13 protein-coding genes and 1 pseudogene are annotated in these 15,383 nt (G+C 70.6%); 7 read left to right on the forward strand and 7 right to left on the reverse strand.

All coding sequences use genetic code 11. The features are described 5' to 3' along the window. Positions 1-168: 168 nt before the first annotated feature. Both IE252_RS35190 and IE252_RS35195 read right to left on the reverse strand, forming a co-directional pair. Entirely contained in the window at positions 169-612 is a 444-nt protein-coding gene (locus IE252_RS35190; protein WP_190093536.1) for a peptidoglycan-binding domain-containing protein, read from the reverse strand. A gap of 51 nt (positions 613-663) precedes the next feature. Further along, on the reverse strand, positions 664-1,050 hold the full coding sequence (locus IE252_RS35195; protein ID WP_190093537.1) for a peptidoglycan-binding domain-containing protein: 387 nt from the start codon (positions 1,048-1,050) through the stop codon (positions 664-666). Between the two features lie 361 nt (positions 1,051-1,411). On the opposite strand from IE252_RS35195, the gene IE252_RS35200 reads away from it, so the two are divergent. Then, positions 1,412-2,407 carry an ArsR/SmtB family transcription factor gene (locus tag IE252_RS35200; RefSeq protein ID WP_190093538.1) on the forward strand — a complete coding sequence of 332 codons (996 nt, stop codon included), beginning with the start codon at positions 1,412-1,414 and terminating at the stop codon, positions 2,405-2,407. A gap of 321 nt (positions 2,408-2,728) precedes the next feature. Then, positions 2,729-3,535, forward strand: a complete 807-nt coding sequence (locus tag IE252_RS35205) for an IclR family transcriptional regulator (protein ID WP_190093539.1) — start codon at positions 2,729-2,731, stop codon at positions 3,533-3,535. 320 nt (positions 3,536-3,855) lie between these two features. Here the strand turns inward: IE252_RS35205 and IE252_RS35210 are convergent, their stop codons facing one another. Then, positions 3,856-4,836 carry an esterase/lipase family protein gene (locus IE252_RS35210; RefSeq protein ID WP_190093540.1) on the reverse strand — a complete coding sequence of 327 codons (981 nt, stop codon included), beginning with the start codon at positions 4,834-4,836 and terminating at the stop codon, positions 3,856-3,858. Between the two features lie 365 nt (positions 4,837-5,201). Between IE252_RS35210 and IE252_RS44040 the strand changes: the two genes are divergently transcribed. The 3 genes and pseudogenes from IE252_RS44040 (at position 5,202) to IE252_RS35220 (ending at position 9,328) form a co-directional block, all read left to right on the forward strand. Next, positions 5,202-5,495: a DUF6087 family protein gene (locus IE252_RS44040; protein ID WP_268248449.1), complete on the forward strand. Its 294-nt coding sequence runs from the start codon at positions 5,202-5,204 to the stop codon at positions 5,493-5,495. 122 nt (positions 5,496-5,617) lie between these two features. Then, positions 5,618-5,818, forward strand: a pseudogene (locus IE252_RS35215) (Lrp/AsnC ligand binding domain-containing protein); the annotation flags it as partial. Positions 5,819-6,445: 627 nt separating this feature from the next. Next, positions 6,446-9,328, forward strand: a complete 2,883-nt coding sequence (locus tag IE252_RS35220) for an OmpL47-type beta-barrel domain-containing protein (RefSeq protein WP_190093541.1) — start codon at positions 6,446-6,448, stop codon at positions 9,326-9,328. Positions 9,329-9,453: 125 nt separating this feature from the next. Here IE252_RS35220 and IE252_RS35225 read toward each other — a convergent pair whose 3' ends face one another. Continuing rightward, entirely contained in the window at positions 9,454-9,630 is a 177-nt protein-coding gene (locus IE252_RS35225) for a helix-turn-helix domain-containing protein (RefSeq protein WP_190093583.1), read from the reverse strand. 426 nt (positions 9,631-10,056) lie between these two features. Here IE252_RS35225 and IE252_RS35230 point away from each other — a divergent pair, with 426 nt between their 5' ends. Both IE252_RS35230 and IE252_RS35235 read left to right on the forward strand, forming a co-directional pair. Beyond that, complete coding sequence (locus IE252_RS35230; protein WP_190093542.1) at positions 10,057-11,157, forward strand: LLM class flavin-dependent oxidoreductase; 1,101 nt, start codon at positions 10,057-10,059, stop codon at positions 11,155-11,157. Then, positions 11,154-11,831, forward strand: a complete 678-nt coding sequence (locus tag IE252_RS35235; RefSeq protein WP_190093543.1) for a CE1759 family FMN reductase — start codon at positions 11,154-11,156, stop codon at positions 11,829-11,831. The genes IE252_RS35230 and IE252_RS35235 overlap by 4 nt, the downstream gene beginning before the upstream one ends. 78 nt (positions 11,832-11,909) lie before the next feature. On the opposite strand, the gene IE252_RS35240 is transcribed toward IE252_RS35235, so the two are convergent. From IE252_RS35240 to IE252_RS35250, 3 genes are all read right to left on the reverse strand, one after another. Further along, positions 11,910-12,779, reverse strand: coding sequence for a class II glutamine amidotransferase (locus IE252_RS35240; protein WP_190093544.1), 870 nt, complete (start codon positions 12,777-12,779; stop codon positions 11,910-11,912). Positions 12,780-13,192: 413 nt separating this feature from the next. Continuing rightward, positions 13,193-14,443: an MFS transporter gene (locus tag IE252_RS35245; protein ID WP_190093545.1), complete on the reverse strand. Its 1,251-nt coding sequence runs from the start codon at positions 14,441-14,443 to the stop codon at positions 13,193-13,195. Continuing rightward, on the reverse strand, positions 14,443-15,162 hold the full coding sequence (locus IE252_RS35250; RefSeq protein ID WP_190093546.1) for a class I SAM-dependent methyltransferase: 720 nt from the start codon (positions 15,160-15,162) through the stop codon (positions 14,443-14,445). Before IE252_RS35250 ends, IE252_RS35245 begins: the two co-directional genes overlap by 1 nt. Positions 15,163-15,383 lie beyond the last annotated feature (221 nt).

The following is a 15,383-nucleotide window of genomic DNA, read 5'->3' on the forward strand; positions in this document are numbered from 1 at the left end:
TGAACCACGAAACGCTGTGGCAGCGGTTGAAGACCGCGGGCAGAGGCGCGCGTCCCGAGGTGGGGAACGCGTCGGCGGGTACGCCGAGATCCGGGCGCCAGCGGAGGCGCGGGCTGGCCGGACGGGTGTTCGCCCGTCCGGCCAGCCCGCGAGGCGCTCCGATACGGCTCAGCAGCCGTAGGCGTTGAAGTCCCAGAACGCGGCCCTGGTTGCCGGCCCGGCCTGCCCGTCGACGGCAAGGTTGTAGCCGCCCCAGTAGTTCAGGTGCTTCTGCAGCCCCTTGATGGTCTTGGGTCCGACGATCCCGTCGACGTCGCTGCCCGTGAACCCGAACTCCCTCTGTGCGGCCTTCCAGCTGTTGGGGCCCAGCTGTCCGTCGATCGTGCCGGGGTTCTGGCCCCTGCTCCACAGCCAGCACTGCCAGTTCTCGGCCCGATCTGTGTTCAGGCCGAGGTTGTTCACAGCGAGGACGGAGCTGTCCTGTGTGGCGACCGCGGGGTGGGTGGCAGGCGCGGAGGCCGCGAAGCTCGTGCTCGCGCCCGTCAGGGTTGCGGCCGCGAGACCGACGATGGCGGTTGCGGTGACAAGGGCCTTGGTTAAGGCAGGTCGCATCCTCTTTTCTCTCTGTTGGTTGTAGGTGGTTGCCGTATGCGGTGGGGGACTTCAGAGAGGGCGGGCACAGCCGGGGATGGGGCTGTACAGGACTTCCCAGGTGGACGGTCCGACGAGGATCCCGGCGGGTTCGCTCACCTGGTTGCAGCGCTGGACGGAGCGGATCGCGGCACGGGTGGTGGGACCGAGGATTCCGTCCACGGTGAGAGGGCCGGCTTGGTTGCTGTACGTGTTGATCAGGCACTGCACCTGGGGGACGGCACCGGGTGTCTGCGTGTGGGGCGGGCGCTCCCTGATGATGGGCCGGGCACTGTCGTCGATGTAGTTGCAGTAGGGCTCGGCGCGTGGGGGACTCGCGCCCAGGGCTGTCCCGGTCAAGGCTGTCCCCGTCAACGCCGTCAGGGCGGCCACCGCGGCCGTCTTCGTCCGTGTACGCACCCTCAGTTCCTCTCTTCGGCCACCGCCCGCGCGGCAGAGCGTTCCACCGCGCCGTTCTGCCGCGCGGGCCGGCCCCCAGGGTGTAGGGGTGGACTGGCAGGCGGCGACCGGAGCGGGAAGGCTCCCCGGTGACGGCGCCGCCCGGTCGCGGTCTGATGCCGTTCTCGTCGGTTCTTGGCAGCCCAGTGTGGAGCGCTGTTCCCGCAGGCTGGAAGCTGCGTGCGGCTGTACGCAATGTTCCTGGTCAGCGGTGTCCGTCCGTGCGGGGAGAGGGAGCCTGAAAAGTATCTGGTGCCGCGCCCGCCGGGGCCCGGAGCATGAAGGGCAGCCAAGCAGGGCGGGCGGCCAAGGGGCGGGGGCCATGCTGAGGATCCATTTCACTGGGGACGACCTGGCGCGCACCGCGCTCGCCGACGAGCCCGATGCGATGTGGGAGGTGTCGATCAGCCTGCACCGGCTCCAGCGCCGCGACACCGGGGTGGTCTTCGGGCCGTGGCGGGCCCAGGCCCTGCCCCGGATCCCCCCATCGCTCCGGCTCCTGTCCTCCCTGGCCCCGGCCAAGGGCTACTGCCCGGACTTCCTGACGCCAGCCAGAGGGGCCTCACGTGCCGCTCAGATCGAGGCGTTCCGCTCCACCGGACGCGAGACGATCCGCGCCGATCTGGGCGAGTTCCGTCGGCAGAACCCCCATCTGCGCCTGCCGTCGTGGTGCGCCCGGCTCGCCGACGGCGACTCCGAGACGCTGGGCCGGCTCGCACACGCCGCGGACACCTACTTCGACGCCTGCCTGAACCCCTACTGGGAGCGCATCCGCACGCAGGTGCACCGCGACCGGGCGCGACGCACGGCGGTGCTCGCGGACGGCGGCTGGGAAGCCCTGTTCCGCACCCTGCACCCCTCGGCGCGCTGGAGCCATCCGGTACTGGAACTCGACTACCCCGTGGACCAGGAGATGCATCTGCACGGGCGCGGCCTGGTCCTGCAGCCGTCCTTCTTCTGCCGCTACAACGTCACCAGCCTCCTCGACCCGCGGCTGCAGCCCGTACTGGTCCACCCCATCGACCACGACCCCGACTGGGCCCTGCCCGCTCCGCCCGGGGCGGAGACGAAGGCCCTCACCGTGCTGCTCGGCGCCACCCGGGCACAACTCCTGGACGCGACGGCGAACGGCGCGGCCACCACCCGGCAACTGGCCCGCTCCGCCCACACCACACCCCCCAACGCCAGTCGGCACCTCACCGCGCTGCGCGAAGCCGCCCTCGTCCGCAGCGATCGCCACCGCAACACCGTCCTCCACACCATCACCCCCCTCGGCATCGCCCTGCTCAACGGCCAACAGCCCGCCCTCCCCGCCTGACCGAGGCAGGCCGCCCACCCAGGACGCGCGAGGCAATCCGGGTGAATCCGCCGTTGCGGACGGGTGCGTGTCGGACGGCGACCCGGATGTTTGGGTTCACCCGGTCGGCGGCCAATCAGAAGCATTCTGTTCCCGTGCAAGCACGGCGCCACCGGCCACAGTCAACCTCCCCAAGGTTCCCGATACCCGCTCCCACCAGCAGGGATGAGCTTTTCGGCAAGGGCGCCGCCGGAGAACGGCACGTTTTGCGGTACCCGAGGTTGAGAGCGCACAGGTAGCGTGCGGTCGACTGTGGCCCTGTGCCTACGAGGGGGGAAGCTGATGGTGGACAGGCCGGACTCGCAGGTGGCCGACCGTACGGGGAACACTTTGGGGCGCGGCGTGCTGGAGGGTGCGTTCGGGCTGCTCGAAGAACTCGCGCATGGTGGCGAGTTGGGGCTGACCCGGCTGGCGGACGGTGCTGGGTTGCCCAAGGCCACCGCCCATCGGCTGCTGGCCCAGCTCGTCGCGGTGGGCGCGGTGCAGCGCCGGGCCGGGCGCTACCGGCTGGGGCCGAAGACGTTTCGCCTGGGGCAGGCTTGGCAGCCTGCCCCGGCGCTGCGCGAGGCCGCACGGCGCCCCCTGCGCCAACTCGCCATGACGATCACGGGGGCGAGCGTCAACATAGCGGTCCCCGACGCGGGACGCACCCTGATCGTCGGCGGAATACGGGGTGAAGTGGACGACGTCTTCCCGGTCCACGCCGGGGTACTGGCCCCGCACGGAAACGCGGGGGACAGAATGTTCGCGGCGGAGACTCCGGAGACAGAACCACCTGCCTGTTGCTCCAGGACTGAGTGGAAACGGCTGGTTGCCAAGGCGCACGAGCAGAGCTTGGCCTTCGACTACGAGTGGCCGGTGCCGGATGTGTCCTGCGTGGCGGCGCCCGTGCGCGCGCCCTCCGGGGAGATCATCGCGGGAGTAGCCGCAGTGGTGCTCGACGGTCGGCGTCTGCCCTCGATCGCCCCAGCGGTGCGGCGCGCCGCGGACATGGTCACCGCCTGTGTGGCCCGGCTGCCCGCGGCGAAACAAGTGCAGTTCCGGTCCTGGTCAGTGGGTGGTTCTGATCCACTCTCTGCGGAGCGGTGACTGGGTGTCACAGGTGCCTGGTGAGTCTCAAGTCCAGTCCCACCCCGCCGCTCGACCGTGAGGCCAAGCGGCGCCTGACCGTCATGCGCCACGTTGAGGAGGTCAGCGGCAACGGTCTACGAGGCGCCGGAGAGACTTGCGCCTCCTGGCGGCGGGGGAGGTGGTGGACCGTGGCTGGGTCGGCATGGCCTCTGCCGCTGTTGGGCCTGGAGTGTTGCGCCTCGGGTGTGTCTGCCGCAGGACCACCGCCGGCTGGGCCGGTCCGGTGGTCGGGGTCTGGGAGTCTCCCCGGGCGTGTGGGCTGGCTTGTGGTGGTCGGGTCAGGGCAGTGGTGGGAAGGGCACGACGTTGGTGCAGGTCCAGGTGGCGCGATGGGTGGGGTCGAGGGCGTCGAGGGTGAGGTTGACCGCATTGGGTGAGTAGGGGATGTCGGCGTGCCCTGATGTGTCGTTGGGGCACACGTCCTGGAGGGTGATATTGGTGACGGCGCCTGGGTCGTTGGGTGGGGCGGTGAGGAAGCCCGAGGTATAGGGGGTGACGACCTTGTCGTAGGCGGTGGCCAGGACGGTGTACTTGACCCCGGGCATGGTGTCGCCGCCCTCGTTCAGCGCGGTCTGGAACGGTGACCCGGTCACCTGTTGCAGGGGAGCGGGGCCCAATGCCGCATCCGTCACCGGAGCGACGGCCTTGAGGGCGGAATCGAGTCCGCTCAGTGTCGTGCCGTGGTTGTCCGGAGCAAGTCCGACCAGGCGGTGGACCTTCGTGGCGCCGCCCTCGAATTTCAGGTACTGCCGCGGCATGGGGCCCGCTCCCTGGGAGTGGCCGACGAGATCGACCTTGCGGGCTCCCGTGGTGCGCAGTACGCGGTCGACGTAGGTGGCCAGTTCCCTGGCCGAGTCCTCGATCCGTCCGGTTGCCTTCGCGCCGAGGGCGTTCAGCGGGCTGCCTGTGGCGCCGTAGTTGAGGGCGTAGACGCAGTAGCCGGCGTTGGCGAGGGCGGGTGCGAGGACGTTCCAGTTGTCGTACGCGTTCTCCACTGTGCCGTGGATCAGGACTACCGGGCGGGGATGGTCGTGCAGGTTCGTGCCGGGAAGGCAGGGGCTGTCGGGGTCTGTGTTCGCGCCGGGCGGCCGGGAGTTGGCTGTGGCCGGTGACAGCAGGGTGGCTGCGAAGGCTCCCAGGACGGTGCTGTGCCTGGGTTGGTGGTCGGCCGGTTGCACGGCCGCTGCGGGCACGGCCGACCCGAGCGGGGCAAGGGAGCAGACGGCGGCGGCGACGGCCGTACCGAAGCGGTGGGGCATGGCGGAACCTCATCGGCTGGGTGGGCCAGGACAGCAGGACCCGGGTCCGCGTGGACCGCACCCGGGGGCACTGAACCAATAACGCCGACGGGGACCCGGCGTCACGCGGGCTCACCCGGTCACCTGTGCCGGAGGGCTCCGGTGTCGGTTGCACGTGGATCGGTTGGGCCAGTCGCGACCGGATTCATCCGCTCCAACCCGGGCTCCAGGCAGAGCAGCAGGCCAGAGGACGAGAACCAAGCGAATGGGCTGCTCTATGGGCTCGCACCACGCCGGATACGGCGGCGTCGACGAGGTGCGTACGAGGGCGAAGGATCTCGCCACTGTCCAGCCGACCACGATCGCGGCCTGAGACCATCGAGCGCATGGGCAAGCACAGCCGACCCGGACCGCCGAACCAGCGGTCGCGCGCTCTCCCGCGCGTCGATGCCGACGACCCGCTCGCCGCGTACACCAAGCGGCGCCTTCCTCCCATGGACCAGTACCGGCGTCACCGGTCGCTGCACGGCGGCGCCAGCCACTGTCGGCCCGAGGAACCCAGGGCCTTGGAGGAATGGGACGGATTCGCCTACGTCCCTGTCGGCACTGCCCCCGACCTCGCAGCAGCCGCATGCTGGGCTCACGGGCTCAACTCCCACGACTCGACCGATCAGGAGTAGAGCCTCGGTAGCGACGCCCGACGGCCACTTGGCCAACACGGCCGCCGCCGGGCTCGGGATCAGAACCGACTGGACTCGCCGTCGATCACAACGGTACCGGTGCGTCCTTGCGGTCCGGATCGCGCCCGCTGCTGGAGGAGCGCCCGGGGATCCTGGAGTGCCTGCGCACCACCGGAGACGACTGCTACGTCATAAAGGTGGCGGCCACGTCAATGGCCCACCTGGAGGAGATCGTCGACGAGCTGGCCGAGTTCGGCAGCACCACCACCAGCCTCGTCGTCAGCCGGACGTTTCCGTTGTGCGGCTCAGGGTGCCTCGGGTGAACACCGCCGGGTCGGCGCTGACGTGGCGTGGGCGCCACTGCGTCGCCAAGGCCCGACCTGGTGCCCAGTTGCGGCGACCGCCCAGGTGTCCGGGAAGGCCATCGAAGTCGGGAGCAGCTGTATCAACCCATCGGCGGGGACCCCATTGCCCGACCCAGCCAACTGCCCCATCACCGGGCCGGTCTCGGAGAGCGTCCGGCCCACGCCGGCTGAGCAGGTGGCCGTGAGGTTCTGCAGGAAGGCGGGGAACAGAGACGGCGGGAACCGCCTTTGAGGTCTCCCCGCGCCGGGGGCCGCTTGTGGCTCCAGGGTCCGGGCACCCGCTCGGGCCGGGACCCGCTGCAGTGGTCGATGACGAGGCCCAAGCGCCATCCAGGACCACAGAGATGGCCATGCCGGGCGCGCTTGCGGTGCCTTGAGGTCGTACTGCGCCCTCGCGGTGGCGGGGCGGCCACTGACCGGGAGGCCAGGGCTGTCCCTTCGCCTGGTACGGCGGGCTTGGCGTTGAAGAGTGGCTGGCTGAATTGGTTGTGCGGAGCAGTTGTCACATCCGCGCCCCACCTCTTGTCCCGAGGTGGGGCGCGGATGGACTCTGTGTCCCGTCCTGTACGTCACAGGGAGGGTCCCTTGAAGCGACTCAGATCCGACGTCTTACCCGGAGTGCGGCGGCGCCTTGCCCGCGTGGCCGCGCTCGCACTGCTCGTCCCGCTCGCCGCACTCGTCCCGACCGGCGCGGCCCACGCCGCGGACACGGCGAACTGCGGGCCGGGGTCGACCAGCGACCGCGACGCCGTCTGCACCCTCACCACCACCGACGCCACCCACATGCGGATCGACCAGCCCTTCGTGGCCGGTCCCAGTTACGAGTACGACCGGATCGTCTTCCAGCCGGGCGACGAGATCACCATCGACGCCGGCGGCTGTGTGCAGACGGGCGGCAGTGGTGAGACCTGGAAGCGGTACCTGGACCCGCGCGGGTCGGGCAGCGGCTACCCGGCCGGCCTGTACTGGGGCTGGGTCACCATCCCCGGCGCGTACTACGCCGACAAGCCCGAGCAGCCGGTCACCCACGTCCCGCTCGGCGACATCGTCTTTGGGAAGCACACCCTCAAGATCGCGGCTCTGGGCGACCCCGCCGACTTCGTCCAGCCCCTCGACCTGATCGTCGGCTACACGGACGACGAGTACGGCGACAACGGCTACTACAACCACGACGACGGCAACGACAACCAGTGTTCCCTCGACCACGATGGCGGCTCGGCCTGGCTGACCCTCTCCGTCAACCACGGCACGCCGGGACCGATGCCGGCGCTGCACCCCAAGCCGTTCGACCTCGTGCCCACCGGGTACGACAGCAACCTGCTCTTCCGGGACCCGGTGTGGGGCTGGCAGGCCAACGGCGGGACGGTGGGCAACGAGGGGAACTACGTCAGGCAGTGCTACACAGGTGTGCCCTGCACCTCGCAGACCACCGACGAGGACCGCATAGGCTGGGATCTGTTCGAGATTTTCGGGCTCTGCGGCGGTGATCCGCCGACCGGGCACCGCAACTGGTTCGACGTCACCTACACCGGCTCGATCGACTTCGACGAGCACGCGGGCGGGATCGGCGGCGACGACGACTACAACATGGCCTTGAAACCCAGGGACTTCAAGGGGACCGGGCCCGCGGGGGCCACCGCGGGCAACCCGGACGAGGTGAAGCTGGAGTTCGACTCGGACGAGACGGTCGACCACTTTGACCACCAGCCGTGGTGGGCCGAGTTCCACGACGCCGTCGACGACGACGACCGGGGCCGGATCGACCGGATGGTCAAGGACCACGATGCCGTGGTCACCGGCCTGATGGGTATCGACCAGGTGCACGCGCCCGGCGGCGCCGAGATCCACCCGGTGCACACCCTCGCGATCCGCGAGAGCGCGCCCGGCGCGATCAACACGGCGAACGACGCCTGGGTGTTCATGGTCCGCAACTCGGGCAACGAGGGCGAGTGCGGCTCCCAGCAGCACTATCTGGACGCGCACTCGATCACCGTCGACGTGCCGCGCCCGCCCGGCGTGCCCGCGAACGCGACGGCTTCCCTGGTCGGCAACAACGAGTTCCTGGCGCACGGGACCCGCAGCGCGCCCGCCGTCCACAACTCCAAGGGCGGGGTGCAGGTCACCTTCACGCTGCCCAACGGCGAGAACAAGCCGTGGGAGGTCGGCGAGCTGCATCTGAACTGGACGGGTACGGGTCTCGCACCCGCCCCGACCGCGGCCCCGGCTCCCAAGGCCACCGCCGCACAGAGCCCGCGGCTCGTCGCGGAGGAGCCCGGTGAGGAGAACGACCCGGAGGCGCGTATCTCCAAGGCGTTCGCGGCGCTCACGCCCGCCCAACAGGCCCTGGCCAAGGACATGTTCGCGCAGCTCAGGCCACCGAAGACCGTCGACGACGAGACTTCGGCGACCGCCTATGTGACCGGCACCGCGCCTGCCTTCCCGACGAGTGTGCCGACCGTTTCGCACGCACCCGATCCGCGCGGACTCGCCCGGCTGCACGCGCAGTTCCAGGCGCTCTGCTCGGCGAGCGGCGGAAACCTGCCGGGCCTGGATATCTGCCCGACCCTCAACCAGCCGCCGCTGACCCGGCTCACCACCACCGGCGGCACCCCGGGCCAGAACGGCTGGCTGGTGTCGCCCGTGACCGCGACGCTCACGGCGTACGACGCGAACGGCTCGGGGATCGACCGTACCGAGTACAGCTACGACGGCCAGACCTGGCTGCCGTACACCGGCCCGTTCACACTGCCGGACGGCGACTACACCTTCTCGTACCGGTCCAAGGACAAGAAGGGGAACCTGGAGGAGATCCGGGGCAAGGCCTTCAAGATCGACACGAAGGCGCCGGCCACCACGGCGGCCCTCGTGCCACCCGCCAACGGGAACGGCTGGATCGCCGCCGACGGGACCGTGACCCTGCACGCCACCGACCCGGTGCCGGGCTCCGGGGTCGCGAGCATCACCTACTCCACGTCCGGCGCGCAGACGACGCCCCCAGCCACCGTCGCCGGGGACTCGGCCGCGCTCACGATCACACGGGAGGGCGAGACCGTCATCACCTTCCACGCGACCGACAAGGCCGGGAACGCCGAGCCCGACAGGACACTGACCGTACGGGTCGACAAGACACCGGCGGCGTCCAGGTTCACCACGGCGGACGGCACGATCTTCATCGCCGTCGACATCGGCGCCCCGGACACCCAGTTCGTGGCGGGCACCGCGACCGACGCCGCGGCCGGTGTGGATGAGGTGACCGTGACGTTCACACCGACCCTGCTGGGGCAACCGCAGTCCGCGAAGGCGGCGGTGACCTGCACGGACGCCACACGGCACAGCTGTACGTGGAAGGTGGCGCCACCGCGCGGCATCGGCACGTACAAGGTGACGTCCACGGCGACCGACCGGGCCGGGAACAAGGAGACGGCCGGAAGCGGCATCCACATCACCGTGATCCGGCTGCTCCTGTGACCGCTTAGGAGCGGTCCGGGGAGATGGGGCCCGCGTCGCCGCCCTCCGTCGGGTGCGGATGGGGCGGGCCTTCCTCGAAGGCTTCTCCGACACGTCGCGGACGGACGGCTACCGGCGGCCACGCGTCACCGGCCCGCGGTGTCCTCGGCCTCCCAGCGCAGCAGGTCGCCCGGCTGGCATTCGAGTACCTCACAGAGCGCGGAGAGCCTCGCGAAGCGCACCGCCTTGGCGCGGCCGTTCTTGAGTGCCGCCGGGTTGGCGGGGGTGATCCCTATGCAGTCCGCGAGTTCGCCCACGGGCAGTTTGCGTTCCGCTGTGGCGGCCGTTGCAGAACGAAGCGTATGAGCTCTTCCATGAGGAGGTTCCTGTCGCGGTCAGCCCGATGAAGGATCAGGCATCGATTAAGTTCTGAGCGGAAACGGTTCGCAGGACGCTGCGCCGCCGAGCATCCCCGCCGGGCGGCTGCCGTGGCCGCTCTTGTTCCGCTCGGCGGACCGCCTTGGATCACTCCTGCCGTCGGGCAGGGCCGTATCGGCCACCGTGCGGCAGCGGCTTGTCGGCCGGGGCAGCACGCCCCCGGTACCCGGGGCTGCTGCTGACGGATGCAGGCCCGGGTTGTCCGGGCGGGCCCCGTTCGGCCGGTGGCTCCCTGTGGGGCGGGAATAGCGCGGGAGGGCTTCGCGTTCGCGGGTATAGTTGAAGAATCAACGACTAGGGGAAGAGGAGCCATGCAGTTCGGGATCTTCACCGTCGGTGACGTCACGGCCGATCCGATGACCGGACGTACGCCCGGCGAGCACGAGCGCATCAAGGCGATGCTCGCCATCGCGCAGAAGGCCGAGGAGGTCGGCCTCGACGTCTTCGCCACCGGTGAGCACCACAACCCGCCGTTCGTCCCCTCCTCGCCGACGACGATGCTCGGCTACCTCGCCGCGCGCACCGAGAACCTCATCCTGTCCACCTCGACGACGCTGATCACCACCAATGACCCGGTGAAGATCGCCGAGGACTTCGCGATGCTCCAGCACGTTGCCGACGGCCGCGTCGATGTGATGCTGGGCCGCGGCAACACGGGCCCGGTCTACCCCTGGTTCGGCAAGGACATCCGCGACGGCATCGACCTCGCCATCGAGAACTACGCCCTGCTGCGCCGCCTGTGGGACGAGGACGTCGTCACCTGGAAGGGCAAGTTCCGCACCCCGCTGCAATCCTTCACCTCCACCCCGCGCCCACTCGACGGCGTCGCGCCCTTCGTGTGGCACGGCTCAATCCGCTCGCCCGAGATCGCCGAGCAGGCCGCCTACTACGGCGACGGCTTCTTCCACAACAACATCTTCTGGCCCGCCTCCCACACCAAGCAGATGGTCGACCTGTACCGCCGGCGCTACGCGCACTACGGGCACGGCACCCCCGAACAGGCCATCGTCGGGCTCGGCGGCCAGGTGTTCATGCGCAAGAACTCGCAGGACGCGGTACGCGAGTTCCGCCCGTACTTCGACAACGCACCGGTGTACGGCCACGGGCCCACGCTGGAAGAGTTCACCGAACAGACCCCGCTGACTGTCGGCTCCCCGCAGCAGGTCATCGAACGGACCCTGTCCTTCCGCGAGTATGCCGGGGACTACCAGCGGCAGCTGTTCCTGATGGACCACGCAGGTCTGCCCCTGAAGACCGTCCTGGAGCAGCTTGACCTGCTCGGCGAGGAGGTCGTGCCGGTGCTGCGCAAGGAGTTCGCGAATCTCCGCCCGGCTAATGTGCCGGACGCGCCCACCCACTCGGCGCGGGTGGCGGCCGCCCAGGACAAGGTGAAGGAGGAGACGCGGGCATGAAGCTCATCGTCGTCTCGGCGGGGCTGAGCTCGCCTTCCTCGACACGGCTGCTCGCCGACCGGCTCACGGCCGCCACGCTGAGCCACGTGGATGCCGCACCCGAGGTGATCGAGCTGCGGGACCTGGCGACGGAGATCGCCCAGCACCTGGTCACCGGCTTCCCGCCCGCCCGGCTGGCCGCCGCGCTCGACGCGGTGGCGGCCGCCGACGGCCTCATCGCCGTCACACCGACGTTCGCGGCGTCCTACAGCGGCCTGTTCAAGTCGTTCTTCGACCTCCTCGACAAGGACGCCCTCACCGGCAAGCCGGTACTCCTCGGCGCCACCGGCGGAACACCCCGCCACTCCCTGGTCACCGAGCACGCACTGCGCCCGCTCTTCACCTATCTGCGCGCCCTGGCCGTGCCGACCGCCGTGTACGCGGCCTCGGAGGACTGGGGCGAGGAGGGGCTGGCGCAGCGGATCGCCCGAGCGGGCGGGGAGCTGGCGCACTTCATGACGGCCGCCGCCGAACACGTCACCCCCGGCGGCGCCCGTGGCCTCGCGCCGGATGTCGACACCGCCCCCGCGATCGCACCCCGGTCCCTGACGGGAGCGATCACGTCGGTGGACCCGGCGGACGGCTTCGAGGTGGTCCCGTTCGCCCAGCGGCTGGCTGCGCTACGGGTCGAATAGCCACAGCCGGGCGGGCCTGGGTCCGCTCCCACCTCCGGCCTGGCCCGGGGGGTGGGAGCGGACGTGCCCAGGAGACTGTCAGACGGCTCGCTGTGAAGCGGCGGCTTCGGCGCGCAGGTCGTCGAGACCGAGTTGGTGTACCGGTGCATCGGGCAGGACCACGTGTCGGGTGACCTGAAGGTCATGGCCGACGTGGAGCAGTTCGCCGGGTTCCATCATGTGCCAGTGGGGGCTGTCGTCCATCGGCTCGCTGGCGACCGCCACCGCGGAGTGGCGGGCCAGGTGTGCCGAGTGCATGCGCATGTGGCCGTGGCTGCCGCTGTGGTCCAGGTGCCGGGTGCCGTGCTGGCCTCCGGCCGGGCGGCGCAGGAAGTAGAGCGGATGGGTTTCGGGGTAGCGCAGGGCCCACAGCTCATCGCGGGTGGTGATGATGAGGTTCAGGGAGAACAGGGACAGGTGCTGGGCGATCCACCGCGCGGCCTGCTCGATCCCCGCCGCGAGGTCACCACCGTGGTGCTCGGTCTGCTGGGTGATCAGAGCGAAGAACCTTTCGGAATCGGTGGCGCCGCGGACGAGGGAGACGTCCGGGCCGAGGCGCTCGTCGAGCTGGTCGAGGTCCTCGATGACTCCGTTGTGCGCGAAGAGGCGCCCGCGCTGCTCGAAGGGGTGGGTATTGCGGCTTTCCAGGGCGCCGGTCGAGGCGAACCGGATGTGCGCGAGGAACGTGGCCGACTCGACCTGCCTGGCCTCTTGGGCGAAGTCGCGGTCCTGGTAGGCGGCCACCGGCGCCTTGTGGACCACCGGTGTGCCGTCCGGGGTGAAGTAGCCCAGGCCCGTGCCGTCGGGTTCACGGTGGCTTTGCTGACTGAGGCTGTCAGGAGCGTCCAGCAGCCAGAACGTGGCACGTGTGCGGTGCGGGGCGCTGCTCAGACCGAACAGGCGGCACATGCCTTCTCCTTCGGGTCGGCCCTCTGCCGTTGCCTGGTGGGGCAGCGGCCTTGACCAGCATCCGCTCCTGGTGGTTCCGCGCGCCCGGCCGTGACCGACGCCGACTCCAAATCCCACAGAGCGAAACGCGGCTCGGGCATCGGCTCGCAGCCCACGAACGCGTGGACGCCGAGGCTCCGGCTGGAGCCGGGGACCGGCGAAGTCTCACGGGCATGATTGGACCGCCTTGCGTGATCGCGTCCGCAGCCTGATCCGTACCTGTTCCTCCAGGGTCCCCTGGGCGGCTCCGCCCGTCCAGAGCAGCCGCACGGACTGGCGGAGCGGGCCGATGTCGCAGGCGCGGCGGCCCTGGTCTCGCCGACGTGATGACTGCAGGCCCCCGGACCCGTCACGGCGGCACCCCGCCTGTCGCTCTACGCATCGGACTGCGGCCGCTCGTCCACGTACACCGGTGAACGGGTTCCCCGCCAGGCGATCGCGGCTGCCCCACCGGTGCTGAGCGCCGCCGTCAGGAACGCCCAGGCGATACCGCACCGCCGGTCGACGAGCGGCCCGGCGAGCGCGGTGCCGGCGGCGCACACGACGACGGTGACGTTGGCCGCCCAGACGTAGGCCTCGTTGATCACGGGGGCCGGAACGACGTCCGCCACCAGCCCGTTCAGCGCGATCAGGAGGGGACCTGTGAGGAGTCCGCACAGCAGCGAGCCCACAGCGAGTGCCACGAGCCCGGGGGCCGCGGACAGCGCCATGAGGCACAGGGCGAGCAGCCCCGTGAGGCGGGCCAGGCGATGCAGGCGTGGAACGGCGTGCCCCTCGGCGCCGAACACGAGGCCGCTGACCAGGCTGGCGGCGGCCCACAGCGCGAGCAGGAGCGCGGCGCTCCCGGTGCTGTGCGCCCCGGCGTGGTGCAGCGCGGCCGCGGGCAGGGCGATGTCGGTGATGCCGAAGGCCAGCGACACCATGGCCGTGCACCACAGCACGGTGGTGAAGCCGGGCAGACGGAGCGGGCCCGGCTCCCGCGCCCGGTGGGTACGAGGCGGGGGCGGCGTCGCCGCGGCCGCGGTGTTGCGGGCGAGTGCGCAGGTCCCGCTGAGGCAGCACAGGCTGGCGAGGATCAAGGCCGCGCCCGCGTCGGCGACCACCACGGTCGCGGCGACGAGCAGCGGACCGAGGACGAAGACGGCCTCCGCGGACACCGTCTCCGCGGCCAGGGCGTACGGGCGCAGCGCCGTCCGCCCCGACCCTGCGTCGGTGCGCAGGTACCAGGCCGCGCGCACGACCGCGGTCACCGGCGGCGCGGCGGCCCCGGCGACCAGGAGCAGCACCAGCAGCAGGGGACGGGATGCGCCGTTGGCGAGCGCGGTGAGCAGGCCGAGCAGAGCGGGCAGGTGCACCGTGCACGTCGCGTAGAGGATCACGGAGGGGCGACGTCGGTCGCACAGCCGGCCCAGCGGAGGACCGGCCGCGGCACCGGCCACGCCGTACGCGGCGCAGGCCGTGGTGGCGAACGCGTAGTGCCCGGTGTGCTCCTTGAACAGGAACAGCAGCGCCAGCGGGTTCATGGCTGGGGCCAGCCGTGCGATCACTCCCGCGACAAGCAGCCCGGGCGCACCGGGTACGGTCCGCAGGGCCGCGTACGGTCGCAGGACCGCACGGGCGGGCATCAGGAACGGCGGGCGTCGGCGAGGACGAGCTGGGTGGTCGGTGCGCCGTCCGCGTCGTTGCGGCGGGTGTAGGAGAACTCCTCGATCACCAGGTGGCTGGAGCGGAGAAACGCGCGGAACTCGTCGCTCGCCCACTCGCGGACGTGCGTGGGGTTGTCCGGCGGTCCGTTGAACTCGGCCTGTCCCGGGAGGACTTTGCGTTCGCGTGCGGGGGTGGAGAGCACCGCCTTGGCGGCTCCGTCGAGCAGGAGCGTGCGGATGGCCGCGGCGGCGATGTCCGGGCGTACGAGGTGTTCGAGCACGTCCGAGCAGATGATGACGGAGCGGCTGATGGCGTCCCGGTCGGTGACGGGCCGCAGGTCGTTCTCCAGATCGGCCTCCACCCACTGCCCGAACTGCCAACGCTGTCGGCACCACTGGATGTTGGCCCCGTAGTCGACGCCGACGAAACGCCACTGGGGGTATTGGCGGGCAAGTCCGGCCAGCTTCTCGGCGCGGCCGCAGCCGATGTCGATGATGGTGTCGCGACCGTGCTTGAGGGCCACGGCCGCGGCGTAGGGATAGACGTCCGGCTGCCACACGATGCCGTCTTCGTCCTCGTCGACGAAGTAGTCGGGCGGAATGCGCTGCACATAGCCGGCCGGGAGACAGTGGGTGTTCGGCTGGGCGTCGGGTGTCTGTGCGGGGCCGTACGGGGGCTGCGCCGGGAATTCGCTCATGGTTCTTCCCTCCTGCCGGACGGGGATGGTGTCAGGGCAAGGGCGTTGGCGCGTGGGCCGAGAGGCTGAGCACTGAATCTGCCGGGACGAGTCGCCGGGGGCCCACGCTCTGGTCGTCCCCGGCACACCGGCGGCCCCGTCCGGCTCGCGCCACAGGAACGCGGTGGGTGCCAGAGGGGCCGGGTGCGAGCAGCGGGTCGGAGGCGGCCGGTGGTGCGGCG

The organism is Streptomyces melanogenes, from assembly GCF_014649795.1.
GTDB lineage: Bacteria > Actinomycetota > Actinomycetes > Streptomycetales > Streptomycetaceae > Streptomyces > Streptomyces noboritoensis.

Bases quoted from the DNA above. Each gene is read 5' to 3' on its own strand.
- IE252_RS35190 (WP_190093536.1), bottom strand. From the start codon at position 612: ATGCGACCTGCCTTAACCAAGGCCCTTGTCACCGCAACCGCCATCGTC.
- IE252_RS35200 (WP_190093538.1), top strand. From the start codon at position 1,412: ATGCTGAGGATCCATTTCACTGGGGACGACCTGGCGCGCACCGCGCTC.
- IE252_RS35205 (WP_190093539.1), top strand. From the start codon at position 2,729: ATGGTGGACAGGCCGGACTCGCAGGTGGCCGACCGTACGGGGAACACT.
- IE252_RS35210 (WP_190093540.1), bottom strand. From the start codon at position 4,836: ATGCCCCACCGCTTCGGTACGGCCGTCGCCGCCGCCGTCTGCTCCCTT.
- IE252_RS44040 (WP_268248449.1), top strand. From the start codon at position 5,202: ATGGGCAAGCACAGCCGACCCGGACCGCCGAACCAGCGGTCGCGCGCT.
- IE252_RS35230 (WP_190093542.1), top strand. From the start codon at position 10,057: ATGCAGTTCGGGATCTTCACCGTCGGTGACGTCACGGCCGATCCGATG.
- IE252_RS35235 (WP_190093543.1), top strand. From the start codon at position 11,154: ATGAAGCTCATCGTCGTCTCGGCGGGGCTGAGCTCGCCTTCCTCGACA.
- IE252_RS35240 (WP_190093544.1), bottom strand. From the start codon at position 12,779: ATGTGCCGCCTGTTCGGTCTGAGCAGCGCCCCGCACCGCACACGTGCC.
- IE252_RS35245 (WP_190093545.1), bottom strand. From the start codon at position 14,443: ATGCCCGCCCGTGCGGTCCTGCGACCGTACGCGGCCCTGCGGACCGTA.
- IE252_RS35250 (WP_190093546.1), bottom strand. From the start codon at position 15,162: ATGAGCGAATTCCCGGCGCAGCCCCCGTACGGCCCCGCACAGACACCC.